The 23,711-nt window shown below is 69.0% G+C and carries 30 protein-coding genes and 1 tRNA gene; 16 read left to right on the forward strand and 15 right to left on the reverse strand.

From position 1 onward, the window contains the following. Positions 1–9 precede the first annotated feature (9 nt). The gene (locus ACZ63E_RS00530; protein WP_465306411.1) at positions 10–666 is read right to left on the reverse strand and encodes a response regulator; all 657 of its coding nucleotides are present in this window, start codon (positions 664–666) and stop codon (positions 10–12) included. Then, positions 606–2,426 carry a sensor histidine kinase gene (locus ACZ63E_RS00535; protein WP_465333217.1) on the reverse strand — a complete coding sequence of 607 codons (1,821 nt, stop codon included), beginning with the start codon at positions 2,424–2,426 and terminating at the stop codon, positions 606–608. Before ACZ63E_RS00535 ends, ACZ63E_RS00530 begins: the two co-directional genes overlap by 61 nt. Before the next feature lie 169 nt (positions 2,427–2,595). Here ACZ63E_RS00535 and ACZ63E_RS00540 point away from each other — a divergent pair, with 169 nt between their 5' ends. The 3 genes from ACZ63E_RS00540 (at position 2,596) to ACZ63E_RS00550 (ending at position 4,533) form a co-directional block, all read left to right on the forward strand. Then, positions 2,596–3,309, forward strand: a complete 714-nt coding sequence (locus tag ACZ63E_RS00540) for an ABC transporter ATP-binding protein (protein ID WP_465333219.1) — start codon at positions 2,596–2,598, stop codon at positions 3,307–3,309. Further along, the gene (locus tag ACZ63E_RS00545; RefSeq protein ID WP_465333220.1) at positions 3,306–4,040 is read left to right on the forward strand and encodes an ABC transporter permease; all 735 of its coding nucleotides are present in this window, start codon (positions 3,306–3,308) and stop codon (positions 4,038–4,040) included. The genes ACZ63E_RS00540 and ACZ63E_RS00545 overlap by 4 nt, the downstream gene beginning before the upstream one ends. Positions 4,041–4,140: 100 nt before the next feature. Beyond that, the gene (locus ACZ63E_RS00550) at positions 4,141–4,533 is read left to right on the forward strand and encodes an SCO5389 family protein (protein ID WP_370969812.1); all 393 of its coding nucleotides are present in this window, start codon (positions 4,141–4,143) and stop codon (positions 4,531–4,533) included. Here ACZ63E_RS00550 and ACZ63E_RS00555 read toward each other — a convergent pair. From ACZ63E_RS00555 to ACZ63E_RS00565, 3 genes are read right to left on the reverse strand one after another with little or no spacing between them, the layout of a single operon-like run. Then, positions 4,502–5,515, reverse strand: a complete 1,014-nt coding sequence (locus ACZ63E_RS00555; RefSeq protein WP_465333222.1) for an LLM class flavin-dependent oxidoreductase — start codon at positions 5,513–5,515, stop codon at positions 4,502–4,504. The genes ACZ63E_RS00550 and ACZ63E_RS00555 overlap by 32 nt on opposite strands. Next, positions 5,488–5,643 (reverse strand): hypothetical protein, encoded by a 156-nt coding sequence (locus tag ACZ63E_RS00560; protein WP_465306423.1) that lies wholly within the window; start codon positions 5,641–5,643, stop codon positions 5,488–5,490. The genes ACZ63E_RS00555 and ACZ63E_RS00560 overlap by 28 nt, the downstream gene beginning before the upstream one ends. Further along, complete coding sequence (locus ACZ63E_RS00565) at positions 5,643–6,704, reverse strand: class E sortase (RefSeq protein ID WP_465334323.1); 1,062 nt, start codon at positions 6,702–6,704, stop codon at positions 5,643–5,645. The genes ACZ63E_RS00560 and ACZ63E_RS00565 overlap by 1 nt, the downstream gene beginning before the upstream one ends. Positions 6,705–6,897: 193 nt before the next feature. Here ACZ63E_RS00565 and crgA point away from each other — a divergent pair, with 193 nt between their 5' ends. Both crgA and ACZ63E_RS00575 read left to right on the forward strand, forming a co-directional pair. Beyond that, the gene (crgA, locus tag ACZ63E_RS00570) at positions 6,898–7,164 is read left to right on the forward strand and encodes a cell division protein CrgA (protein WP_043787021.1); all 267 of its coding nucleotides are present in this window, start codon (positions 6,898–6,900) and stop codon (positions 7,162–7,164) included. Between the two features lie 70 nt (positions 7,165–7,234). Continuing rightward, positions 7,235–7,654, forward strand: a complete 420-nt coding sequence (locus ACZ63E_RS00575) for a PH domain-containing protein (protein WP_465333224.1) — start codon at positions 7,235–7,237, stop codon at positions 7,652–7,654. On the opposite strand, the gene ACZ63E_RS00580 is transcribed toward ACZ63E_RS00575, so the two are convergent. Both ACZ63E_RS00580 and ACZ63E_RS00585 read right to left on the reverse strand, forming a co-directional pair. After that, positions 7,651–8,607: a rhomboid family intramembrane serine protease gene (locus ACZ63E_RS00580; protein WP_465333226.1), complete on the reverse strand. Its 957-nt coding sequence runs from the start codon at positions 8,605–8,607 to the stop codon at positions 7,651–7,653. The genes ACZ63E_RS00575 and ACZ63E_RS00580 overlap by 4 nt on opposite strands. 40 nt (positions 8,608–8,647) lie before the next feature. Beyond that, positions 8,648–9,166: a peptidylprolyl isomerase gene (locus tag ACZ63E_RS00585; protein WP_465333227.1), complete on the reverse strand. Its 519-nt coding sequence runs from the start codon at positions 9,164–9,166 to the stop codon at positions 8,648–8,650. Positions 9,167–9,255: 89 nt separating this feature from the next. On the opposite strand from ACZ63E_RS00585, the gene ACZ63E_RS00590 reads away from it, so the two are divergent. After that, positions 9,256–9,795, forward strand: coding sequence for a hypothetical protein (locus tag ACZ63E_RS00590; RefSeq protein WP_465333228.1), 540 nt, complete (start codon positions 9,256–9,258; stop codon positions 9,793–9,795). A gap of 64 nt (positions 9,796–9,859) precedes the next feature. Here the strand turns inward: ACZ63E_RS00590 and ACZ63E_RS00595 are convergent, their stop codons facing one another. Together ACZ63E_RS00595 and ACZ63E_RS00600 are read right to left on the reverse strand one after the other, a co-directional pair. Then, a complete protein-coding gene (locus ACZ63E_RS00595) occupies positions 9,860–10,312 on the reverse strand; it encodes a DUF6918 family protein (RefSeq protein ID WP_465333230.1) in 453 nt (150 codons plus the stop codon). A gap of 146 nt (positions 10,313–10,458) precedes the next feature. Continuing rightward, on the reverse strand, positions 10,459–10,992 hold the full coding sequence (locus tag ACZ63E_RS00600) for a DUF2020 domain-containing protein (protein ID WP_465333232.1): 534 nt from the start codon (positions 10,990–10,992) through the stop codon (positions 10,459–10,461). Positions 10,993–11,102: 110 nt separating this feature from the next. Here ACZ63E_RS00600 and ACZ63E_RS00605 point away from each other — a divergent pair, with 110 nt between their 5' ends. From ACZ63E_RS00605 to ACZ63E_RS00620, 4 genes are read left to right on the forward strand one after another with little or no spacing between them, the layout of a single operon-like run. Then, positions 11,103–11,792 (forward strand): hypothetical protein, encoded by a 690-nt coding sequence (locus ACZ63E_RS00605; RefSeq protein WP_465334324.1) that lies wholly within the window; start codon positions 11,103–11,105, stop codon positions 11,790–11,792. Between the two features lies 1 nt (position 11,793). After that, positions 11,794–12,432 (forward strand): pyridoxine/pyridoxamine 5'-phosphate oxidase, encoded by a 639-nt coding sequence (locus tag ACZ63E_RS00610; RefSeq protein WP_465333234.1) that lies wholly within the window; start codon positions 11,794–11,796, stop codon positions 12,430–12,432. A 51-nt stretch (positions 12,433–12,483) separates the two neighbouring features. Beyond that, a complete protein-coding gene (locus tag ACZ63E_RS00615; protein WP_465333236.1) occupies positions 12,484–13,611 on the forward strand; it encodes an SMP-30/gluconolactonase/LRE family protein in 1,128 nt (375 codons plus the stop codon). A gap of 44 nt (positions 13,612–13,655) precedes the next feature. Continuing rightward, complete coding sequence (locus ACZ63E_RS00620) at positions 13,656–15,044, forward strand: alpha/beta fold hydrolase (RefSeq protein ID WP_465333238.1); 1,389 nt, start codon at positions 13,656–13,658, stop codon at positions 15,042–15,044. Positions 15,045–15,050: 6 nt separating this feature from the next. Here the strand turns inward: ACZ63E_RS00620 and ACZ63E_RS00625 are convergent. Next, positions 15,051–15,123: transfer RNA gene (locus tag ACZ63E_RS00625), tRNA-Ala, on the reverse strand. A gap of 32 nt (positions 15,124–15,155) precedes the next feature. Next, complete coding sequence (locus ACZ63E_RS00630; RefSeq protein ID WP_020642567.1) at positions 15,156–15,323, reverse strand: DLW-39 family protein; 168 nt, start codon at positions 15,321–15,323, stop codon at positions 15,156–15,158. Positions 15,324–15,736: 413 nt separating this feature from the next. On the opposite strand from ACZ63E_RS00630, the gene ACZ63E_RS00635 reads away from it, so the two are divergent. After that, positions 15,737–16,018 (forward strand): PepSY domain-containing protein, encoded by a 282-nt coding sequence (locus tag ACZ63E_RS00635; protein WP_465333240.1) that lies wholly within the window; start codon positions 15,737–15,739, stop codon positions 16,016–16,018. Between the two features lie 2 nt (positions 16,019–16,020). On the opposite strand, the gene ACZ63E_RS00640 is transcribed toward ACZ63E_RS00635, so the two are convergent. The 3 genes from ACZ63E_RS00640 to ACZ63E_RS00650 all read right to left on the reverse strand — a co-directional run bounded on the left by ACZ63E_RS00640 (position 16,021) and on the right by ACZ63E_RS00650 (position 19,845). Next, the gene (locus tag ACZ63E_RS00640; protein ID WP_465306446.1) at positions 16,021–16,203 is read right to left on the reverse strand and encodes a hypothetical protein; all 183 of its coding nucleotides are present in this window, start codon (positions 16,201–16,203) and stop codon (positions 16,021–16,023) included. 143 nt (positions 16,204–16,346) lie between these two features. Further along, a complete protein-coding gene (locus tag ACZ63E_RS00645) occupies positions 16,347–17,990 on the reverse strand; it encodes a tannase/feruloyl esterase family alpha/beta hydrolase (protein WP_465333242.1) in 1,644 nt (547 codons plus the stop codon). Between the two features lie 1,384 nt (positions 17,991–19,374). Further along, a complete protein-coding gene (locus tag ACZ63E_RS00650) occupies positions 19,375–19,845 on the reverse strand; it encodes a hypothetical protein (RefSeq protein WP_465333244.1) in 471 nt (156 codons plus the stop codon). 231 nt (positions 19,846–20,076) lie between these two features. On the opposite strand from ACZ63E_RS00650, the gene ACZ63E_RS00655 reads away from it, so the two are divergent. Further along, entirely contained in the window at positions 20,077–20,598 is a 522-nt protein-coding gene (locus ACZ63E_RS00655) for an NYN domain-containing protein (protein WP_465333245.1), read from the forward strand. Here the strand turns inward: ACZ63E_RS00655 and ACZ63E_RS00660 are convergent. Beyond that, complete coding sequence (locus ACZ63E_RS00660; protein ID WP_465333246.1) at positions 20,585–21,736, reverse strand: helix-turn-helix domain-containing protein; 1,152 nt, start codon at positions 21,734–21,736, stop codon at positions 20,585–20,587. The genes ACZ63E_RS00655 and ACZ63E_RS00660 overlap by 14 nt on opposite strands. A gap of 308 nt (positions 21,737–22,044) precedes the next feature. On the opposite strand from ACZ63E_RS00660, the gene ACZ63E_RS00665 reads away from it, so the two are divergent. The 4 genes from ACZ63E_RS00665 to ACZ63E_RS00680 all read left to right on the forward strand — a co-directional run bounded on the left by ACZ63E_RS00665 (position 22,045) and on the right by ACZ63E_RS00680 (position 23,584). After that, positions 22,045–22,242 carry a hypothetical protein gene (locus ACZ63E_RS00665; protein WP_465333247.1) on the forward strand — a complete coding sequence of 66 codons (198 nt, stop codon included), beginning with the start codon at positions 22,045–22,047 and terminating at the stop codon, positions 22,240–22,242. Then, positions 22,239–22,538, forward strand: a complete 300-nt coding sequence (locus tag ACZ63E_RS00670; RefSeq protein ID WP_465333249.1) for a hypothetical protein — start codon at positions 22,239–22,241, stop codon at positions 22,536–22,538. The genes ACZ63E_RS00665 and ACZ63E_RS00670 overlap by 4 nt, the downstream gene beginning before the upstream one ends. Further along, positions 22,525–22,791, forward strand: coding sequence for a hypothetical protein (locus ACZ63E_RS00675; protein ID WP_465333251.1), 267 nt, complete (start codon positions 22,525–22,527; stop codon positions 22,789–22,791). Before ACZ63E_RS00670 ends, ACZ63E_RS00675 begins: the two co-directional genes overlap by 14 nt. 169 nt (positions 22,792–22,960) lie before the next feature. Continuing rightward, positions 22,961–23,584, forward strand: coding sequence for a DUF5753 domain-containing protein (locus ACZ63E_RS00680; RefSeq protein WP_465333252.1), 624 nt, complete (start codon positions 22,961–22,963; stop codon positions 23,582–23,584). Positions 23,585–23,711: the final 127 nt, after the last annotated feature.

Consider the following 23,711-nt stretch of genomic DNA (forward strand, 5'->3'; position numbering starts at 1 on the left):
CACTCAGGTTCAGCTCGCGCCGAGGTACGCGAGAACCGCCAGCACCCGGCGGTTCGTGTCGTCCGAGGCGGTGATCGTCAGCTTGGCGAAGATGTTCGCCGTGTGCTTGCCGACCGCTCCCTCGCTGAAGTGGAGGCGGGCTGCGATGGCCGCGTTCGAACAGCCCTCCGCCATCAGGCCCAGGACCTCGCGCTCGCGGGCCGTCAATGCCGCGAGGGGGTCGGAGGTGTTGCCCGCCACCAGTTTGGCGATCACCTCGGGGTCCATCACCGTGCCGCCGGCCGCGACGCGGCGGACCGCGTCGATGAACTGGTCCGCGTTGAACACGCGGTCCTTGAGCAGGTAACCGATCGCGCCGGTGCCGTCGGCCAGCAGTTCTCGTGCGTACAGCTGCTCGACGTGCTGGGACAGCACCAGGATCGGCAGCCCGGGCAGCTCGCGGCGGGCCGCCAGTGACACCTGCAGGCCCTCGTCCGTGTGGGTGGGCGGCATCCGGACGTCCACAATGGACACCTCCGGCCGGTGGGACCGCAGCGCCGCCGCCAGTTCCGGGCCGCTGCCGACCGCTGCCACGACGTCGAAGCCGTGGGCGGCCAGCAGGTGCGTCAGGCCGTCTCGGAGGAGGTACTGGTCTTCCGCGACGACGGCTCTGAGTCGATCTGGCACGGAATCTCCACGGTCGCCCTCGTCGGCCCGCCGATCGGGCTGGTCAGGGCCAACCTACCGTCGAACGCGCCGAGCCGGCGCTCGATTCCGCGCAGTCCCGAGCCCAGCGCCGGGTCCGCGCCGCCCGGGCCGTCGTCGGTCATCACCAGCGTCAGCAGGTCGTCGGCGAAACCGATTTCGATCGACACGCGCCGTGCGCCGTGCTTTGCCGCGTTTCCCAGCAGCTCCGACACCGTGAAGTACGCGCACGCCTCCACCGGCTCCTCGACGCGGCCCGGCAGCGCACCTTCGACCTGCGCCTTCAGCGGGCTGTCCAGCGCGAGCGCGCGCACGGCGTCGAGCAGGCCGCGCTCGGAGAGCACCGGCGGGTGGATGCCGCGGATCAGCACACGCAGCTCGGTGAGCGCCTCGGACGACGACGCGCGCAGCTCGGCCGCGAGCCGTTTCGCCGCCGCCGGGTCGGTGTCCACCAGCGCCTCGACCGCGCCGAGCTTCATCCCCATCGCGACCAGGCGCGACTGGATGCCGTCGTGCAGGTCGCGTTCGATCCGCCGCAGCTCCGCCGCCTGCGTGACCGTGACGTCGGTGCGGGTCTGCTTCAGCCGTTCGACGCGGGCGGCAAGCCGGGTCGCGTCCGTCGGCCCCAGCCAAACCCGCGCGAAGCGGGCCTGCTGCCGGGCCAGCCACGTCGCGGGCGCCACCCCGGCGAGGATCATCGCGAGCGCCACCGGCGTCTGCACGGCGGCGCCGAGGTGCGTCGAGACCTCGGGGAACGGCCACCACGTCACCGGTGACGACACGAACGGCCGCCACACCCACAGCGTGAAGAGGCCGACGGCGCCACGGCCGACCAGCGCGACCGAGGGCAGCACGAGAAGCAGCGACACCAGCGAGATCAGCGCGCCGCCCGCCATGTCCCGCCAAGTGGCCCGGTCGCGCAGGACCCACCGCGAGCGCGCGTGCTGGACCGGCCAGAACGGCTCCTCGTACAGCTGCTTGCCGACCTGGTAAAGCCCGTCCGGGCGGGGCACCGGCAACGCGGGCGGCGGCAGGTACGGCCGGGCGATGCGGACGCCGGTCCAGTTGCCGGACTCACGACGCAGCGTGTCGGTGATCGTGCGGCTCCACAGGATGATCGGCGTCGCCACCGGGTACGCGCCCACGATCACGACCAGCTGCCACACCGAGAACACGAACAGCACCACGCCCAGCGCCAGGATCCCCATCTGGTGCCCGAGCGATTCGAGCCGGCGGTGCAGCCAGCGGCCGCGGCGGACGGGCGCCGGCCGCGGGCCGAGCCACCAGCGTGTCCACCGGCCGTAGCCGCGCAGCACGGCCGGGCCGCCGAGCAGCACCGCGACCGGCAGGAAGAGCGTCACCAGCGGGTTCACCAGCTGCCAGCCGAACTCGCGGCCGGACGCCGGGTCCTCCATCGCCCAGGTGAACCGGCGGTTCCAGCGGATCCAGAACGCGCGCTTGTAGAGCGTGTTGCCGTCGCGGTACCAGCCGTCGCGCTCGCGCTGCGGCTCCGGCGGCTCGGGCCGGTACGGCGATCCGACCTCGACGTCGCACCAGCGCGCGGCCAGCAGGCGGGCGGTCGCCGAGCGGCGCCGGGCCCATTCGATCACCGGCCCGAGGAAGAAGACCAGCCCGACGCACAACGCCGCGAACGCGATCATCTCGAGCAGGACGTCCAGCCAGCTGAGGAACGCGTACACGGCCAGCGCGCACGCCCGGCCCAGCGCTCGCAGGTACGGCATCCGGCACCTCCTTCCCCCGAGATCCTCGCCCGGACACCGCGGCCGGCGCACTCCCCGCGGCCCCACGACCGGGGTGGGTCCAGCCCCACCCCCGTGTCAGCAAAACCCTACTTGAGCTGGGGATTCAGCGTCATTCTGCGCGCGGCCCGGAGTTCGTAGCTTCGTCACCATGCCACTCATCGAAGTCACCGACCTCCACAAGCGCTACGGCACCCGGGTCGCGGTCGACGGCGTTTCGTTCGCCGTCGAGCGCGGCGAAATCTTCGGCATCCTCGGCACCAACGGCGCCGGGAAGACCACCACCGTCGAATGCCTGCAGGGACTCCGCCGCGCCGACCGCGGCTCGATCTCCGTGCTGGGCCTCGACCCGGTGACCGACCGGGCGGCGCTGACCCGCCGCGTCGGCGTCCAGCTGCAGGAGAGCGCGCTGCCCGCGAAGCTGCGGGTCCGCGAGGCGCTGGAGCTCTTCGCGTCCTTCTACGCGAACCCGGCCGACGTCGACGTCCTGCTCGACCAGCTCGACCTGCGCGACCACCAGCGCGCCTACTTCGGGAAGCTGTCGGGCGGCCAGAAGCAGCGCGTCTCGATCGCGTTGGCGCTGGTGGGGAACCCCGAGCTGGCCGTCCTCGACGAGCTCACGACGGGACTCGACCCGCACGCCCGCCGCGAGACCTGGCGGCTGGTCGAAGGCGTGCGCGCCACCGGCGTCACGGTCCTGCTGGTCACCCACTTCATGGACGAGGCCGAGCGGCTCTGCGACCGCGTCGCGATCTTCGACCGCGGCCGCGTGGTCGCCACCGGCACCCCCACCGAGCTCCGCGCGACGGCCGGAGCCTCCACTTTGGACGACGCGTTCGTCTCGCTGACCAGGAGCTCGCTGTGAACACCTTCGCCAAGATCACCGCCACCGAATCGAAGCTCTTCCTCCGCTCGCCGGTCATGGCGGTCGCGGGCCTGCTCCTGCCGTCCGCCGTCCTGCTGGCCGTCGGCGCCATTCCCGGGATGACCGAGCCCAGCGAGGTCGCCGGCGGGTCCCGGTTCATCGACGCCTGGGTGCCGTCGCTGATCGTCATCAGCCTCGCGATGCTGGCGCTGCAGTCGATCCCGAACGCCGTCGCCACCTACCGCGAGCAGGGTGTGCTGCGCCGCCTGGCCACGACGCCGGTGCACCCGGCGAACCTGCTGGGCGCGCAGCTGCTGATCCACGTCGTCGTCGCGCTGACGGGAATCGGCCTGACACTGGTGCTGGCCGACGCGGTCTACGACGTCCCGATGCCGAAGCACCCGCTGCAGTTCCTGGCGACGCTGTTGCTCGGCACGGTTTCGATGTTCTCCTTCGGCCTGCTGGCGGCGGCGGTCGCCCGCACGGCGAAGGCCGCGGGCGCGTTCGCCCTGATCGCGTTCGTGCCGACCATGTTCCTCGGCGGCGTCTACCTGCCGCGGGTGTTCCTGCCCGAGGTCCTCCGCCGGATCGGCGACTACGTCCCGCCGGGCACGCAGCCGTTGCAGGACAGCTGGGTCGGCTCGGGGGTGCAGCCGCTGCAGCTGGTCGTGCTCGGGGCCTTCGCGGTGGCCGGGACGGCGCTGGCGGCGCGCCTCTTCCGCTGGGAGTGACCGGGCCTTCCGCCATATTGGTGATGATCATCGTTTTCTCTTGTGGCCTGGCCACCCGCCCGGTAGCCAAGAGGGTGGCCCTGCTCAAACTGGAGGTTCGATGTCCCTGGACGTGTCACCCGCGTTGCTGGAGAAGGCCGAGCGCGGGGAGGTCACCGACGCCGAGTTCGTCACCTGCGTCAAGGAATCCCTGCCGTACGCCTGGGAGGTCATCACCGGCGTCATCGCCGACGCCGAGGGCGCCGCGGACGGCTTCGCCGACAACGAGACGCCGCCACCGAGCGAGGCCGCCCGCGGACAGCTGCTGCGGGCGCTGGCCTCGGACGCGATCCGCGGCGGGCTCGAGCGCCACTTCGGCGTCAAGCTGGCCTTCCAGAACTGCCACCGGGTCGCCGTGTTCAAGAAGTCCGAAGTGGATGGTGACCGCTACCGCGCGTTCGTCTCGCCGCGCGGCCAGCTGCTCAACCAGAGCCCGGAGCTGCGGGACTGCTAGCCCGCAGCGCGGGCAGCACCTCGGTGCCGATCCGCGCGATGTTCGTGTACGTGCCCTCCGGCGTACCCGACGCCTCCACGAGCATCAGCACGTGGGTGACGCCGGTGCGCCGGAGGCTCGTTTCCAGGGTCCGGACGCAGTGGGCCGCGTCGCCGACCGGGTGGATCGCGCAGAGCCGTTCGGTGTACTCCCCCGGGTCGCGCGCCGGCCCCGGCCGCCCGTCGACCGTGACGTGCGCGCCGAGCCCGTCCTTCAGCCAGCCGGGCAGCGCCGTGCGGACGACGCCGGGGTCACCCACCTGGCAGAGCACGGTCGAGACGTGGCCGGCGGGCTTCCCGTAGGCAGCGACCGTCGCGGCTTTCTCCTCGTCGTCGGCGTGCAGGCCGAGCAGCAGCGGCAGGTTCCGTTCGGCGGCCTGCCGCACGGCAGCCGACGTCGGACCGCCGCACGCGACGACGACGTCCGGCCACCGTTCCGGCGACGGCACCACGGGCACCTCCCGGAAGGCGAAGTGCCGGCCCCGCGCGCCGACCCGGCCGGTGGTGGCCCTCAAGAAGACGTCGAGGGTTTCCTCGAAGCCGGTCTCGTAGCGGTCCAGCCCGGCGCCGAACACCTCGAGGTCCTGCCACGGACCGCCGCGCCCGACCCCGAGCCGCAGCCGTCCGCCGGAGACGGCGTCGAGCATCGCCCACTGCTCGGCGAGCGCCACCGGATGGGTGGTCGACAGGACGCTGACCGCGGTCCCGACGCCGATCCGCGACGTCCGGCCGAGCACGTGCCCGGCGAGCGTGATCGCCGACGGGCAGACGCCGTAGGGCATGAAGTGGTGTTCGGCGAACCAGACGTCGTCGAAGCCGGCTTCTTCGGCCAGCTCGGCGGCGCGGACGGACCGGCGGAGGACGTCGCCGTCCCGCTGGCCCGGGAAGCGGCCGCTGACCAGGAAGACGCCGAACCTCAGTTGACCGCGACCTCGTTGAACCACAGGCGCGGCTCCAGCCACGGGAACACCACGAACATCAGCAGCGCCACCACGCCGAGGGCCAGGACCACGGCGATCGTCAGCTTCACCGGGAACGGGCCCGGGAACTTCCGCCAGAGCCAGGCGTACATCAGGCCTCCCCGATCTTCGAGAGCAGGTCGCCGTAGTCCTTGACCTGGTTCTTCGGCACCTGCTGGGTGAGCACCGAGGTGATGATGAGCCGCTCCTTGGCGGAGAACTGCGGGTGGCACGTGGTGAGTGTGAGCAGCGCGGCCTGCTGGGCCTTCGGGAGCACGTCGGCGTCCTTGTACGGGACCGGGTTGACCGCGGTGCCCTGGCTGGGCAGCACGACCTTGCGGCCGAAGGTCTCGCTGTACGCGCCGCCGTCCTCGGCGCCCTGGTCGCGCAGGGTCGAGACGCCCTTGCACTTCGGGTCGGCGCCCTTGCCGCCGGCCCAGCCCTCGACCTCGTCGTCGTAGGGCAGCACCTTGTAGATATAGAAGTCGGTGGAGGTTTCGATCACGATCTGGTCACAGGAAGAGACGTTGTCCAGGTCGTTGAACGGGGCGCCCTTGCCGACGCGATGGCCGGCGACGGCGAAGTTGCCGGGCTCGCCGGGCAGCGACGTGCCCTTGTAGTGGCCGGGGCCGACTTCGAGGGCCTTGTCGTCGGTGCCCTCCTGGATCGTGAAGTTGTAGTCGACGCCGAACGACGGGATGTGGATGCGGGCGAACGCCTTGCCGTCGATCAGCTCGGGGTGCAGCGTGCGGTCGTGTGCCCACTCGCCGTCGAGCTGGTCGCTCGCCTCGGACTGCTTGCCCGCCGAGAACAGGTCGGTCACGTAGAGCTCGTAGACCATGAACAGCAGCACGACCAGGCCCAGCGTGATGAGGATTTCGCCGGCCGTCCGGATCGCGACGCCGCTCTTGCCGAGCGGGGCCGGGGCGGGCTTCTCCTTGGTCGCGGTGCCGCCCTTCCCGACCGGGGCGAAGACGACGGTCTCCTCGGCCGAGCCGGGCGGCGGGACGGGGCCGGTGTAGCGGCGGGGCGGCGGGCCCTGCGGGCGGCGGGGCGGCTGACCCGGGCCCGGCCGGGGCGGCACCTGGCCGCGCGGAGGTGTGGCGGGGCGGCGCTGCGGCGCCGGCCGCTGTCCGGGGTGTCTGCGCCGGTCGTCATCCGGTCCTTCGCGCATCGTCACGCAAGCTCCTCTCAAGCCGCGTCGAACCCTGGGTGACGCCTACATCACGGTGCGGGAAAATCCGACCACTCCCGGCCGCTGCTTTCCTGCGGGCATTTACGTTAACGTGTGCACGTGGCGCTGGTTGCGCACCCTCAGCGGGACATCGCCACCAGACGAGCCCGAAGAGCACCGCGAGGAACACACGATGCCCAAGTCCAAGGTCCGCAAGAAGACCGCTTACACCCCACCTGCCGACCGGCGCACGCCGGTGAAGGTGCGGGCCGCCGGCCCCACGGGCCTGGCCTGGAAGATCCCGATGTTCGGGTTGATGCTCCTGGGCCTGGTCTGGCTCCTGGTCAACTACATCGCGGGGGACAAGATCTCCTGGATGGCCGACCTGGGCAACTGGAACTTCGCCGGCGGGTTTGCGCTGATGATCGCGGGTCTGCTCATGACTATGCGTTGGCGTTGATTATTACTCCAAATGGCGGCTTGACACCGAATTACACCGGTGTGACTCATCCCCAGTGTGGATAACCCCTGTGGATAACTACCCCACCTCGTGGGCGCCGCGTCAGGCCGTTGTGGTATCGGCCTGGGTGGTCACCCTGCTGCTGCTGGCCGGCGTGGTGGTCGACGTCCTGACCGGCGACCGCGGCGGGCTGGTGCTGTTCGCGCTGGCGGCCGTGGCCGTCGGGGCGTTCGCGGCCCACGCGACGCTCGTCCGGCCCCGGCTGGCCGCCGACGCCGAAGGCCTGGTGACACGGACGCTGAACGGCTCGCAGCGGCTGCCGTGGGCCCAGACCCGCACCCGGCTGCGCACCACCCGGCGGCTGGGCCGCGACGGCGTCACGCTCGAAATCGAGCACGACGAGCAGCTGTTCGTCTTCGGGTGGCTCGACCTCGGCGAGGATCCCCGCGACGTCCTGGACGTCCTCAGCACGCTGCGCGCGCGGAGCTAACCGCAGCTGTAGAGCTCCTGGCCGCGGTACTGGACGAAGTGGCACGTCTGGTCCGCCACCTGGGCGTCCTTGAAGATCAGCAGCCCGACCATCGCGACGACGAGGATGGCGATCCCGGCCACCTGCCACTGCGCCTGCCGCGCGCGGGGCGCGTAGAGGATCGCCACGGTGACCAGCGCGCCGGTGACCAGGCCGCCGACGTGGCCGAGGATCGAGATGTTCGCGACGCCGAAGGTGATGAACGCGTTCAGCGCGAGCGTGATGATCAGCCCGGTGGGGTTCAGCCGCAGCTTCAGCACGATGACCGCGTACGCGCCCATCAGGCCGAACAGCGCGCCGGACGCGCCGGCCGTGCCGCCGTCGAGGCTGTCGAACAGCAGCACCGCGGTGGACGCGCCGAGCATCGAGACGAAGTAGAGCGCGAGGTACCTGACCTTGCCGAAGACCGGCTCGAGGGCGCGGCCCATCATCCACAGCGAGAACATGTTGACCGCGATGTGGATGGGCCCGTAGTGCAGGAAGCCCGAGGTGAACAGCCGCCACCACTCGTCGGCGCCGAGCGTGGCCTGGCCCCACAGCACGCCGACCTGGAAGACGCCGGAGACCTGGTTGTCGTTGAGGCTGCGGGCCTGGAAGACGGTGACCAGGAAGACGAGGACGTTGACGGCGAGGATGGCCTGCGTCGCGAGGAACGACTCGGACGGGCGCGCGCCGGCGATCGTGCGGACGCCGAAGCCGGCGCCCTGGTAGCCGCGGTGCTGCCGGCGTTGCTCCTGGCCGCCCGCGTGGACGCAGTCGGTGCACTGGAAGCCGACGGGGGCCTCGCGGAGGCAGTCCGGGCACGCCGGACGCCCGCACCGGGAACAGCTCAGTCCGGTCGGGCGGTTCGGGTGCCACCAGCACCCGGGAGGCGCGGCTTGCGGTTCGGCGGCGGGGTTCGGCGGTTGGTTCACGATGTCACCAACCTACCGAAACCCGGCGCGCCGCACGCCGTCACTGCTCGATGGTGACCTTTTCGATCACGATGTCGGACAGCGGACGGTCCGCCGGTCCGGTCGCGGTCCGGCCGATCGTGTCGACGACCGCGCGCGACTCCTGGTCGGCCACCTCGCCGAAGATCGTGTGCCGGAAGTTGAGGTGGGTCGTCGGCGCCACGGTGATGAAGAACTGCGAGCCGTTCGTGCCCGGCCCGGCGTTCGCCATGGCCAGCAGGTACGGCTTGCTGAACTGCAGCTCCGGGTGGAACTCGTCGCCGAACTTGTAGCCCGGGCCGCCGCGGCCGGTGCCGGTCGGGTCGCCACCCTGCAGCATGAAGCCGTCGATGACGCGGTGGAAGATCGAACCGTCGTAGAAGGGACCGGAGTTCGTGCCCGCCGCGTTCGGCTGGGTGTACTCCTTGGTGCCCTCCGCCAGCCCGACGAAGTTCGCGACCGTCTTCGGCGCGTGGTCGGGGAACAGGTTCAGGTTGATGTCACCCTGGTTGGTGTGCAGCGTCGCTTTCACGAGCTTCATCGTGCCATCTGCGGCGGGCGGCGGCGAAAAGGGGCACGATAGGTTACGGGCAACAGAGCAGTGTCAAAACGAATGATGAGGTGAAGTCCATGTCCCGGGCGACAGCCCAGGCCGCCGAGACCGCCGACAAACTCGTTTCCGAGGGCGTCAAGCACGGCCGGCGCGCGCAGAAGCAGCTCGCGAAGAAGACCGAGCTCACCCGCAAGGAGCTCAAGAAGAGCTCGAAGGCCGCCCGGCAGGAGGCCCTCAGCCGGCTCTCCGAGCTGCGCAAGCCTGGTCGCAAGGCGAAGAAGGCCGCCATCAAGGCCGCGAAGGCGGCCGGCGAGTCGAAGCGCCGCGGCAAGAAGGACTTCAAGGCGGCGAAGAAGGACTTCGCCGCTGCTGTCGTCGAGGCGAAGGCCGCGGCCAAGGGCACGCGCAGCCGTCGTCGCTGGCCGTGGCTGGTCGGGCTGCTCGTGGTCGGCGCCGGCGCCGCCTACGTGCTTCGCTCGAAGCAGGAGCCGCCGGTCGCGCCCGCGCCGCCGAAGGCCACCCCGCCCGCGCCGCCGAAGCCCGCCGAGGCGGCCAAGCCGAGCCCGTCGGCGAACGGGAAGGCGCCGTCCGCGGCACCGGCCGAGAAGAAGAACTGAACCCGACGCGAAGAGGCCCCCGGCGTGCACCGGGGGCCTCTTCAGTCGTGCTCGGGGGTCAAGCTCACGCGTTGGCGGCGTGCTTGTCGACCAGCTGGCCGAGGCGGGGCAGCGCCTCCTCGACGTTCTTCTTGCCGTTCGGGCGCAGCTTCGAGTAGACCTTCTTGATGCTGTCGCGGCTGCTCTTCTCCGCGCGGGAGTCGGTGACGCTCAGCAGCGCGTCGGAAGCCTCGTCCGAGCGGCTGGTCAGGTAGGCGCCGAAGTCGTTGCCGCCCTTGGCGCGGTAGTCGCCGTAGAACGGCTCGAGCGCGACGACGAAGTCCGGCAGCAGCGTGTCGACGGCCGAGGGGATGATGCCCGGCTTGATCTTCTTGACCGCGGCGAAGCCGGTCTTGACGACGGCACCCGAAACGCCGCCCTTGTCCGAAACCTCGGCGTCCACGAGGCCTTCGAAGTCGGTCACGACCGCCGGGCGGCGGCTGGAGTCGAGCAGGATGTCCTTGAGGGTGTCAGCCACGAATCTTGTCCTTTGTCGTTGCAGAGTTGGTGCCCCGCCCCGGGGTGGGGATCCCCCGGTGGCTGCGGTGCGCGAGTCCACGAAGCCTGCGCGTGACGCACAGGGTAATACAAGATCAACATCACTCACCCGTGTGGAGGCACTACCTAGAGCTTCAGGGCAGCGATAGCCTTCTTCGCCACTGTGCGTGCCTTCACGCTCTGCTTCTGGTTGGTGGTCACGACGACCGCCGAAGCGCCCTTCGAAACCGCGTAGACGGCGCCGTCGTCGCTGGACTGGTAGCCGCCCTTCCAGCCGGTCGGGTCGGACGCCGGGTTGGACGTGTCGACCGGCGCCGCCTTGTTGACCAGCGCCGTCGCCACGTCCGGCTGACCGACGTACACCTGAACGGTGACCTGGACCTTCCCGTCCGGGCGGTAGAAGAAGCACGCCGGGTGCGGCTGGTCGGCGGACACGCGCACCTTCGACACGTGCTGGCCGTTCGAGTCGGCCACGAACTCGCTGTCGAGGTACGGGCAGTCCTCCGTCGCCCCCGGCTGGGGGTCCGGGGGCAGCTGGGCGCCCGCGGCCGCGCCGGTGGACGCCGAGGGCGGGCTGGGCGCCGCGACGCCGGTCACGATGGTGGGGCCGCAGCCGGCCAGCAGGACCACGGCGGGCGCGAGAAGTACGAGTCGTCGCATAGCGCGCACAGTCAACCATGAAGCATGTGTGAAAACCGCTGGCTGAAAGCGCCGGGACCGCAAGGCATGCGACGATGGCGCTGTTGGTCCACATCCAGGGAGGTCGCCGCGTGCTCACCCCCGAGCAGTACCTCGGTGTGGTGGCCGAGCGCGTCCAGCGTTCCGGCGGCCGGCTGAACTCCGTGCAGATCGGGCCCGCGACGGCCGTCGTCGGCCTGTTCACCGAGTCGGTGATGCTGACGACGATGAACTACTGCGTCGTCGCCGCGCCCGTGCCCGACGTCAGCGCCGCGGCGTTGTACGACTTCACCGCCCGCGCCACGCAGCACGCGCGCGCGAACATGATCGGCACCATGGGCTGGACCGCGGGATCCGTGGTGATCGCCGGGCTCGTCGGCCCGGTTGTGTACCCGGACGCCGCGCAGGCCGCGTCGGCGAAGACGAGCAACCAGTTCGGCGGCGAGACGCGGATGGTCGCCGTGGACCTCACCGCCGGGCAGACGTACGCCTTCACCGGCGGGAAGATGTGGGGCGCCGCGATGCACGGCGCGATCCGCGCCAAGCTGACGTTCTGCTTCCCGCAACCCGCCGAGGCGTGGGAGCAGGTGCAGTGGCAGCAGGCGCAACAGCCGCCGCAGCCCCCGCAACCGGCCCAGCAGCCGCCGCCGGGCTGGCAGCAGCAGCCGCCGATGGCCGCGCCGCCGGTGCCGCCCCCGCCGTACGCCGGGCCGGCCGGCCCGCAGCCGCCGGTCTACCCACCGCCCGGGCACCCGCCGCAGCAGGGTCCGTACGGTTACTGACATGGTGGCGTTGCGCGGCTGGGCCTCGTTCCCCGAAGAACTTCCCGTGTTCACGCCGGAAACGGCGCCCGCGGACCCGCAGGCGCTGTTCCTGGAGTGGCTGACCGAAGCGGGCGAGCACGTGCTGGCGCCGCACGCCGTCACACTGTCCACAGTGGACGCCGATGGCGCGCCCGACGCGCGGGTCGTGATCCTCAAGGACGTCGGCCCCGGCGGCTGGGCGGTCGCCACCAGCTCGGAAAGCCCGAAAGGGTTGCAGCTGCGGAAGGATCCGCGCGCGGCGTTGACGTTCTTCTGGCCCGGCCGAGGCCGTCAGGTGCGGCTGCGCGGGCCGGTCTCCCCCGCGGCGCCCGAGGTGTCCGCCGAGGACTTCCTCGCCCGGCCGCCCGCGTCCCGCGTCGAGGCGTTCATCGGGCACCAGTCGCAGGTGCTGCACGACCCGGCGGACCTCGACGCGGCGGCCGCGGAAGCGGAGCGCTGGGTCGGCGAAAACCCCGGCGTGGCCCCGGAAACGTGGACGCGGTACCTGGTGGACCCGGACGAAGTCGAGTTCTGGCAGGCCAGTCACGACCGGCGGCACGTGCGGCTGCGGTACCGGAAGTCCGACGGCGGCTGGGTCACTGAGCGCCTCTGGCCTTGACGTCCCCGGCGTGGCGGCGTAGGCAGGAAATCCGACAAAACGGAGGCCCTGATGCGCCGCACCGTCGTCCTTGCCGCCACCGCCGCCCTGTCCGCCGGGTTGCTGTCCGGCGCTTCCGCCGGTGACCTGTCGCCGTCCCACCACCCCGCCGTGTTCGAGACGGTGTTCGCCGCACCGCTCGGCATCGAAGGCCTGACCACCGACGGCCGGGGGAACCTCTACGCCCCGGCGCGCGGCGCCGATCCCTGTCCCGTCTACCGCGTCGCGTCTTCCGGCGGCCCGGCCGCGGTCGTCGGCACGATCCCGGCGCCGTGCAGCCCCGCGGGCCTGACGTTCGACCGCCGTGGCCGGCTGTACGTCGCCAACGCCGACACCGTGGTGTCGTTCGTGCCGGACGCGGCGAACCCACCGTCGGCAACGGTGTTCACCAGCGGTGTCCCGGGCGCGAACGGCCTCGCGTTCGACCGCGCGGGCGCGCTGTGGATCTCCGACGGCGGCACCGGGCAGGGCCGCGTGTGGCGGGCCGGCACGGACGGCGTCGCCGCGGAGATGTTCCGCGTGCAGCCGATGGTCAGCGACGTCATCGCCGGCGGGGTCGGCCGCGACGTGCGTGGCCTGCCGCCCGGCACGGTCACCATCACGCCGAACGGCCGCACCGCGGCGGACACCGCGGGCTCGCAGCACATCGTCGCGAACGGCCTCGCGTTCACCGCGGACGGCACGTTGCTGGTCGCGGACACCGCGCGAGGCGCGCTCTGGCGTGTGCCGATGGACCGCTCGGGCCGGCCGCGCGCGGCCACCGCGTGCGACGCCGCGTTCCCGGCCGACACCCTGTGCCTGGACGACGTCGACGTCCAGCACCCGTACCTCGAGGGCGCCGACGGGATCGTCCTCGACCGCGCGGGCAACGTCTGGACGGCGGCGAACGAGCGCAACGCGATCGTCCTGGCCCGGCGCGACGGCCGCGTGGTCGAGTACTTCCGCAACCCGGCCGACCCGGCGACGAAGCTGCGCAACGGCGGGCCGCTGGAGTTCCCGACCAGCCCGGTGCTGCTGCCGGACGGCCGCCTGTGCGTCACTCAGTCCGACGGAAGCCGCCGCGACAACGCGCCGAACACGGCGGGCGAAGCGAACCCGGCGGGGCCGGTGCGGGGGAAGATCTCCTGCGTCAAGCCCTGATCGGGGGTAGACCGCACCCGTGCGGCTGTGCGCATGATGCAGGCATGCGCTCGAAGTTGCTGACCGCCGGGCTGGTCCTGGCGCTGACCGCCGCACTCGGGGGTGTGGCCGTGGCCGACGCGCGTCCTGGGGGACGACCGACGCTGACGGACCCGCATCCGTGCCCGGGCCAGCCGGGTTTTACCTGCTCGACGCTGACTGTGCCGCTCGACCACACCGGCCGGGTGCCGGGCACGCTCGCCCTGCCCGTGGCGACCGCCGACAACGTGACCGCGCCCAAGGGGGTGCTGCTGTTCCTGACCGGCGGCCCCGGCCAGGGCGGCGTCGGCACGATCACGCGGATCGCGACGCAGCGGCTGCCGGAGGTCGCGAAGGACTACCGGTTCGTCATGCTCGACCAACGCGGCACCGGCGCCAACGCGCTGAACTGCCCGGGCCTGCAGGCGCAGATGGGCAGTTCGGACATCGCGACGCCCACGCGTGACGCGGTGACGGAATGCGCGCGGATCCTCGGTGCCACGGCGCCGCTGTACTCGACCGACCAGAGCGTCGCCGACTTCGACCAGCTCCGCCAGGCACTGGGCGTGCCGAAGATGGTGGTCGACGGCGTCTCGTACGGCTCGTTCACGGCGGCGCGGTACGCGATCGCGCACCCGCGGAACGTCAGCAAGGTCGTCCTGGATTCGGTGCTGCCGCACCATTCGACGGCGTCGGCCACGCTGTACTTGACGGGCCTGACGGCCGAAGCCCGCGTGCTGCGCGCGGCGTGCGCGGTGGCGCCGGCGTGCGGTTACGACCCGGCCGAGGACCTGGCGTGGGTGGTCCGCCATCGAAATACGGCGGACGGCGTGAAGATCTTCGACGCGGTCGTCGCGTACGAGTTCGCGGACCCGACGTACCGCAACCCGGCATCAGGCGACATCATCGGCGCCCTGCACGCGGCCCGCGGCGGCGCGCCGGAGTGGCTCGACCAGGTGGTCCAGGGCTACACGACGGAGGACGTCGCCCCGGCCGACTACAGCTCCGGCCTCCATTCGGCGACGCTGTGCGCGGACCAGCGGTACCCGTGGGGTTCGTCGGCAACGCCGGTGGCGCTGCGGCAGCCGCTGCTTTCCTTGGCCGCACGCACTTTGCCGCCCCAGGCGACGTGGCCGTACACCACGGCGGTGGCGACGCAGCAGGGTTTCATCCAGGGCTGCCTGCCGTGGCCGGCGGAGCGCGTCGGCTCGAACCCGGCTTCGCGGCTGCCGGACGTCCCGGTCCTGCTGCTCGACGGCGACCGCGATCTGTCGACGCCGCTGGAGTGGGCGCAGGAGGAGGCAGGTGTTGCGCCGCAAGGGAAGCTGGTGATCGTCCCGGGTGAGTCCCACTCGATCCAGAACCGCGAGCGCGGCCACGCGGGCCGGGACGCGGTGATCAGCTTCCTGCGCTGACAGTTGTGGAGCTGAGGGGAATCGAACCCCTGACCCCCGCCTTGCAAAGGCGGTGCTCTACCAATTGAGCTACAGCCCCGGGCGCGGGCGGCGGACCGCCCGCGGGGAGACTCAGTTGTGGGACGCGCCCGCCGGCTTGGCGGGGGTCGTGCCGTTGCTGGAGGGGACCGGCGCGGTCGCCTCGCGCCAGAGGTCGGCTTCGGCCTTGGCCGCCTTGTTGCGCTTCACGACGAACAGGACGCCGCCCGCGATGACCGCGAGTGCCAGCAGCTTCTTCACCGAAGCCCCCTTCTCAGCTTGCTTCCCTTACCCCGTGATGTTACCTGCACCGGCCTTCGCCGGTGTCAGGGGCGGTGGTTCCACGTGGAACCACGATCTTGGTGGTAACGCACGTCACACGCGGCGGGAAATACCGGACCCGGTCGTCCTGTTGTACCCACTGGTCGGTGTGCCCATCGTGTCCCCCGGGCTCACTCATCGCCTTCGCGGAGTTCCGTCCGGCTGGAGCCGCGTCGCGCCTATCGCCGAGAGGCGACCGTGGTGCGCGCCGACTGTGACTGCTCAGCCCTGCCGGTCTTCTCTTCCCGGCAGGGCTGACCTGTATCCGGGACATCTCAGGGTCGGCCCCCGATGTTGCCGCCTTCCGTCGAAGACACCCTCGGACGGGTAAGTCGTCAACGGAAGGAGTCCCCATGCGAGCCGCGCTGATCGCCGGTGCCACCGCCCTGCTCGTCGCGACCGCCGCGTGCAGCTCGTCGACACCGCCGGCCGCCCCGGCGCCGCACGCCGTCGACCAGGCGGGCGCCGCCCGGATCGCCACTCAGAAGTACGGTGGCCGGTCGCTCGGCGTGGAGCAGGACACCGCGCGAGGCCAGGCCAGCTGGGAAGTCGAGCTCGCGGACAGCACCCAGGGCCGCATCGAGGTCGACGTCGCCCAGCAGACGGGCGCGATCCTGACCATGGAGCGCGACTGACCTCACGGGAGGTTCAGGTAACCGCCCTGGTCCCCGACCTGCGGGTTCGGGTTGACGTCGGTCCGACGAGCGTCGCCGAGACCGCCGGCGATCCGCTTCCCGCCGCGACCGCGGTCGCGCAGGTCGACCACCACCGCGATGCCCAGCAACGCCACGACCACGATCCCCAAGACGATCCAGCCCATGTCTGCCCCCTTCGTCCCCTTCACGGTAAGCCCGGAACGGCGGCGGAGATCCCGGACTTGACCGAGACTTAGGGATGAACCGACAAGGGGGCTTCAGGACAAGATCCGTCCTGAAGCCCCCTTTTTTTCACGACCCGGCTACCTCATGGCGCCACGGGCGCGGGCCGGTTGTAGAGGTCGTTGCCCGCCCAGTCCACGATGTCGTTGACCGGGCGTGACGGCGGTGCCGCGACGAAGTTCGCGGCGTCGTCGATGCTGCCGCTCCCGTCGTACTTGGCCTGCACCGGGTACGGGAACACGGGCCGGGTGCGCGCCACGTTGCCGGCGGCGTCGCGGCCGACGGCGATGGTGCGGGTGGGCGCGGTGCCGCGTTCGACCCAGCCGAAGAGGCCGGGCAGGGGGTTGTACTCGGTGAGCTTGTTGCCGTTGTTGCCGCAGTGGTAGAGGCCGGGGACCACGAACAGCCGGGCCCAGCTCTGCGTCGCGGCGACACCACCGGAGGCCTGGGTGAGCCGCTGGTAGTAGTCGAGCGTGCCGGCCGTCGGGATCGCCTGGTCCGCCCAGCCGTGCCAGAGGATCAGCTTCCCGCCGGCACGACGGAACTCGCGCAGGTCGGTCGACATCGCGTTGGAACGGACGCCTTCCGCGGTGAGGCGGTTGAACTCACTGGAGGTGAAGGAGAACTGGTCGACCGACGAGGCAGGCGTCCCGATCGGATAGGCCATGTATTTCAGGTAGCTGTCGGCCAGCAGCCGCGCAAAGGCGACCCCACCCGTGTCCGGCGACGGGAGGATCCAATCGCCCCAGGCCCAGGCGAGCTCGGATCCGACGGTCTGACCGCCCGGGTAGAGCTTCCGGCCGTTTTCGTCGGTCGGCGGCGAATAGAGCTTCTTGGTCGCCGCGACCTGCGCGGGCGTGAGGCAGCCGGCGTTGTCGGTGCCCGCCGGGCAGGTGAGCGTCGCGGGGTCGAAGGTGCAGACCCGCGGGTCGTCGATGGCGCCGTCGACGAGCCCGTCGGCCCCGTCGCACGAGGCCACCGCGGCGGTGTGCAGGGCGGGGAGCTTTTCCCGGGTCAGGATGGGCTGGCCATCGGCGCCGGTGTTCGCCTTCGCCAGCCAGGTCTGGTAGACGCCGAAGAGCGGACCCCAGTAGCCGGCCTGTGCGCCAGTGACGATGCCGTCGAAGTCGTGCGGGTAGCGCTGCGCCAGCAAGAGCGCTTCGCGCCCGCAGCCGCTGAAGTAGGACTTCGTCGGCGGAGCGCCGTAGAAAGTGTTGATCAGGTTCTTCGAAGCACGGGACACGACGTGCGAGGCCCGGAACGCGAAGTCGTCACGGGCGGCCTGGTTGTTCTCGGCCCACTTCCCGTCGTCGAAGGCGAACGGCGTGGTGCCGACGTGGCCGCTGTCGGTGGCCGCGACCGCGACGTCCCCACCGTGCGGCAGGTCGCAGCCGGCGAACGCCGGGATGGCGATGTAACCGCAGAAGCCACCGCAGCCGTACTGCAGGTAGCGGCCCACGTACGTCTTCGTCGGCAGCTTCAGCTCGAAGTGCACGGCCGGTTCGACGTACCCCTTGACGTCGCACATTTCGGATTCGGTCGCGGTCGCGGGCACCACGGTCGCCGAGGTGACGTGGGTGACCGCGTCCGCCAGCGGGTAGGTCCGCACGAGTTCGGCGCAGGTCCGCACCGGACGGATGACCGTACCCCCGGCGGAGGCCGCCGAGGGTACGAGTATCGGGACGGCTACTAAGAGTGCCGCCACGCCGAGCAGGGACAGTCTTCGCATAGTTTTACCTCGGTTCCCAGTTCCCCCGGTTGGGTCATTGCGATACACCCTTTCTCACGCTTCGTAAGCTGTCTTCCGCGATCGTGCTATTTGCATGCAAAACGCAGAATTGTTGGGTAAATGGCGTGATCCGCCGAATCCACTTAGGACCAAGTTGGAAATTTTCACTCGTGTCGACTGTGGACTACCGCAGGTCAGATGGGTTGGAAAATCTCAGAATGGCCGTCGTTGATTCCTGGTCGAGAATTCTTACTGCCAGGAATCGAGCGGCTTCGACCGGTAGTTCCGGGGCTTCGAAATCGATTTTTACGCACTATCGGAAGCGGATCAGGCACCGAACGTCACAAGTAAACGCGAGCAAAGAGAGAACCGCACCCACTGGCGAAATGTGACTACGCAAGGTGACGAACGCAGGCAACCGGTCAGGCCGGGCAGCAAAAAGCCCGGCTCACCGAGAAGGTGAACCGGGCTTGTCTTGCGTGGGCCTACCAGGACTTGAACCTGGGACCTCTTCGTTATCAGGGCAGGTCAGGGCGTCTACGATCTTGAAGGCAAGGTCATAACCAGCGGAGTGCTCGTCCGGTAGCGTCCGCCAACGTCCGCTCCGTACCTCCCTGGTTGTCACTCACTTTGTCACTCAGCGGTCGATCGTGCGTCCGGCGTGGACCGAGCTGCGCAACTAAACCGCCAAGTGATCGCGACACGCCGAAGAACACAAGCCTCCGCGACACGCCGGACAAACTACAGCCCGGCAGCCACCAGGGCGCCCACAGCCCTGACCTGCGCATTAAGAAGGTTGCCTCTCTCTGTCCACAGCCTTGGACACCGAGCCAAGGGGCGATTTGTGCAGGTGGAGCCAGTTATCCACAGGGTGTCCCCAACTGGTCCCACCCAGACTTGCCTTCGGTCTTCCGGGGGATCCAACATGACGCCCGAGCGCTGGAGGTCCACAAGCACTGAGGCGTTCGTTGTTCGTTTCGAAGTAGCCGGCTACTTCGAAACACCTTCGCCTCAACCCCGAGGCTCTCCGTAGGAGACGCTGTTGACCAACCGCCCCGCAAGAGGACGGAAGCGCCGAACCGGGGGTAACAGCCCTGGCCGAAACCGTTCCGTCGAACTCCACGCGCAGTACCTCAAGCTGCTGATCGTGTTGATCTCGGTGATCAGCCCGATCGTGCAGCACTACATGCGTTAGTTGTGTCGCCGCCGGGTGAGGCCGCCGAGCGTCACCCGGCGGCTTCGCTCGGCCAGACTGCTGGATCACGCCATCTCCGACAACAGCGACGAGCAACCGATCACTTCATGACCGGTCATCGACGCTGCCCACGACGTGGTCGATTTCCGGGGCCACCGCTCGCCGGTCACGTCCAAGGTGGCGAGGCATCTAGGGAAGCTGTCTGCTCGGCGCCGTGGGAGCTTCACTCGTAGCCGCGGAGTGACCAAATCCCCAACCGCAAACATCTGTAATTTTTACTCGAACCATTTTCTTGTACTGACTGTTGCCAAGCGAATTGAATTCCGCATCTCTGAGATGCAGAAAACTCGGCGACTCATGTGGTGCAACATCAGATTCAAAGAGATGTGGCCCATATTCCTTCGCTGCAGCATTAAGGCCATTCATGATGGCTTCTCCGCCATTCTCACTCCACTCTTTGACAACGGTATCCCACCACTGATCCCGCGATATCAGTAGACCGCCGAGGATACCGAAAGGCATGTAGAGATCGATATTAAAACTCATCAGTCCACCGTTTACGAGCGTAGCAAGTGCGCCAAGGCGAGGATCGGAAACAGGCGATTCAGCTCGCATCGGATAATCTTTGACCAAGAAGAACTCGTCGTCATTGATTGACATACTTGCCTCGCTCTATCGGCAATACTACAGTCTCACCAGTGTAGTCTGGTGCCCCCACGAGCGCACGGAGCTTAGATGAGAAGATCTCTCGGAATGGTCGATGGCAACTTCTTCATCCGTTCTGCGTGTCGCGTCTTGAGGCTAGATCCCGACACGCACGACGTCTCCATAGAGCACCTATCATTTTGGTTTCGCGCGTCTGCAAAGCGCCTCGATAGTAAGCTCCTACGCATGTACTGGTACGACGCGATCGTCGATCCGAAGTTCAATCAAATCTACACGAGGCAGAAGAATAGGATTGAAGATCTCGATTCCTCTTCCGGCGTACAAGTCCGACTAGGAAGACTGGAAAAACGTTCTGAACCTTGGCGCAAGCACGTCTATGCCGCCTTAGAAGCAATTGGCGCATCACGGAGCGAGTTCGACAAGGAGTTCAAATTCGCGCCACCATTTGCACAGAAGGGTGTCGACAGTAGCATCGTTCTGGATATCGTCCGTCTAGCCGAAAAGGGAACTTACGAAACGCTGATTTTGATTGCTGGCGATGGCGACCTTACCGATGCCGTCAAGGAAGCGCAGGATCTAGGATGTGAGGTGATTCTAGCCTTTCCTGATCGCGAAGGCGTATCTACCAGCCTGCTAAAGCTCGCCGATCAAGCGGTCGTCTTCGATGAAGAAATGCTATCTAGATTCATTAGATCAACAATCTCGACTTCTGAGACTCCCGCCAACGATCAGTCTACGCAGACTTGATTAGCCCCATTCGGTCAGCAATGCCACGCACTTCCCGAGCAACACCCTCACGACGTGCACGGGCGAGCATCGTGGAGATGATCTCCCGGACGAACGGGTTCGTCCGGGTGCGGATGTGCCCCAGCTTCTCGGCTTGGACCAGGAGCGCCAGCACCTCCTCATCGGGCCGGCGGATGCCGTAGAGCGCGCGGGCATGCTCGATCAGGAACGTCGTGCGGCGCGAGTCGATCGTCAGTTCGGCCGGATCGACGGTCGCGGCAAGCTGCGCGGCCTCGGCGTGGTCGCCTCGTTCGAGGGCAGAGGAGATACGCCATAGGACGACGTTGACCGGGCTGAACAGCAGGAAGTTCCGGTTTCCGTACTCGACGTGCTCGGCCAGGCCTGCGGCTTCGTCGAGCGCGGCGGCCGCGTCTCCTCCCAGCACGGATTCCGTGTACCCCGAGGTGAGCGTCAGCGCGCCGCGCACGTCGTACGCGTCGGCCGGCACGAAGTCCAGTGCGCGTTCGGCGAGCTTGCCAGCTCGCTTGTGCGCGCCAAGTCCGGAGAGGGCCTGCGTGCGCGCGAACTCGGCGAGCGCTATCCAGCCGGGCTCTCCGAGCCGCACTGCCGCCTCATGGCCGCGGTCCGCCGCAATCCAAGCCAACTCGAAAGCGCCAAGTCCCTTGGTCAGCAGCGCGGTGGTGTGCGTGGCGGTCACGAGCGAGCGGAGTGCTTCCGGCTTGCTCACGTGAGTGTGCAACGCCAGCAGCAGGTCAGGAAGCCGGGCACCGACTTCAGCGTCTTGGTTCGCCTGACGCAGCGCCGCGAGCAGCTGCGTCTCGGACAGCAGCTGACCAAGGTCGCCGGTCGGTGGTTCGGTGCCGTCGAGGTCCGTGCTGAGCAGGGCGTCACGAATTGCCGGGATGGCAGTACCGGCTTGCGGGTCGCGGATCTCCAGACCGTCACCGGTGATGTCGAACAGACTGACGCGCAGGGCGCCGGCGATCGCGACGAGCGTCGAGCGCTTGTCGATCGCGGTGCGCTCGTTCTCGATCTTGGACAGGTACCCCTTTGACAGGCCGGACAGGCCGGCGAGCTGATCCAGGGACATACCGCGCCAACGGCGAAGGCGGCGGATCGTCGTGCCGATCGGGTCCATGGGTCCAGCGTACCTACCTGGGTTTCCCAGGAGGAAACCTTTGTGACCTGCATCTTTGTACGGTCACTCACCATGCGTGACCCACTACGTACCCGCCGAGCGACAGAGGGAGTCGACCTCCGAGACGCCAGGGCCATCGTCGAGGTAGAAGTTAGAGAGGACGGCCGGATCAGGCTGACGAGCTCGACCCAGCCAGGCGAGCCGATCTTCCTCACCGCCGAGCAAGTCGCCCAGCTGCGGAACCAGCTTGCCGAAGCGTTGACTATCTCGCTAAGGGACGCACGGACTGCGCGCCCGAGGCCGACCTCATGACCAGCGGTTCCGGCCACGATCGGCCGACGTTCTGGTGCGGCGGCTCACTATTCAACACCGGCGGCCAGCGGCTCAACGAGATCGACTTCGACTCTCGCGAGCACCCGAAGAAGCTCGCCGACATGGCCGATGACGACTGGGCGCAGGCCGCCGCAGCGCTTCGGAAGTTCGAAGTCGAGCGAGGACTCCGATGACGGCACTCGACGACCGGCCGATCAAGCACGCCGCCGGACTTCGGGGTGACTTCTGGGAGTGGCACGAGTTCACCGGCGGCGACGGCTGGGCCCACCTGTACCTGCACTCGGAGATGTCCGACCTCCGGATCGTCATGCTGCTGCCCTGGTGCCTGGTCAACGACCGGTTCCCCCTCGAACACGACCGGCCCAGCGTCAGTCGCCGCCGGGTCATCCCGAAGCCGGGCCGCATGTGCCCGGTCTGCGGGAGCCAGAACGAGCACCGACGAATCGAGGTGCCGCATGCTCGCCCGTGATCGCGCACTGCTCCTCGGCCTGTCGAAGGTCAGCTCCAAGATTGGGAGCGTGACGGTCGAGCTGCTGACCTTGCAGCCGGACGACGCCGACTACGCGGCCGGCTTGCGCACGCTCGCGCGCCAACTGGTGCAGATCGGCGCAGCGCTCACCCAGCGCGCCGGCGAACTGGACGGGACAACCCTTGACCCCGCGGCGCTGTTCAACGATCCAGACGAAGAGAACCAAGACCGAACGGAGCACCGTCAGCTGTGACCGATGCAGTACTCCGACCAGCTCTGATCGTTCTTTCGAGCGAGCTTCGCGCGGCCCGCACCCGACGCGGCATCGGCCTTCGTCGGCTCGCCGGCATGGCCGACCTTCATCCGTCCCTGCTGTCGGCCCGGCCTTCGAACTCGGCAAACGCATACCGGAGGACACGACCGTGGCGCACATCCTCGGGGTCCTCCGGTCGCCGAGCGTCGTGCGAAATCAGCTGGTCGACCTGGCCCGCCGCGCTCGCGAATGCGACTTCATGGACCACACCGGACGCGCCGTAGACCTCCTGCGCGCAGCGTACGAACAGCAGTCCAAGCACGTGTTCGAGTGGTCGCCGTGGCTGATTCCGGACGCGCTGCAGACCACCGAGTACGCGCGTGCGCTCCGGAAGGGTGGCCTGTTCGAGGTCGAGGACGTCAAGGTGCGCCCGCTCGCCCGAACGGTGCAGCAGCTCGCTTCGCCCGGCACGCCGGGGTTGCGGTACACCTTCTTGATCGGCGAAGCCGCGACACGTTCTGGCGTGTGCTCGTCGGACGAGCTGCGTGACCAGGTGGACGCCGTGGCCGCCGTGACGCGGCATCCGCGCATATCGGTGCGCCTTGTCCCGGCTGCCGGCTACGCCCCCGGCCTGCTCGAACCGTTCACGTTGTACGAGAGCAGCGCCGGTGCCGTTGCGGTCGCGGTACGGCATCACCTCGGTGCGATGTTCCTGACCGGCGACGCAGCCTTGGAGACCTACCCGAAGATCGCCCGGTCGTTGAAAGGCCGCGCCGCGGACACGTGGCCGTGACAAGCCTCCGGCCGGCGCGTCCTGTCCTCCCTCCGGGCGGCGCGTCGGCCGGACCTCACATCGCTGTTCGCCAAGCACACGTTCCCGCCGAAGCTCTAGCCTGGCTGAGGCGTCCCGATAGAGGAGT

This window comes from Amycolatopsis sp. NPDC104819 (assembly GCF_055583145.1).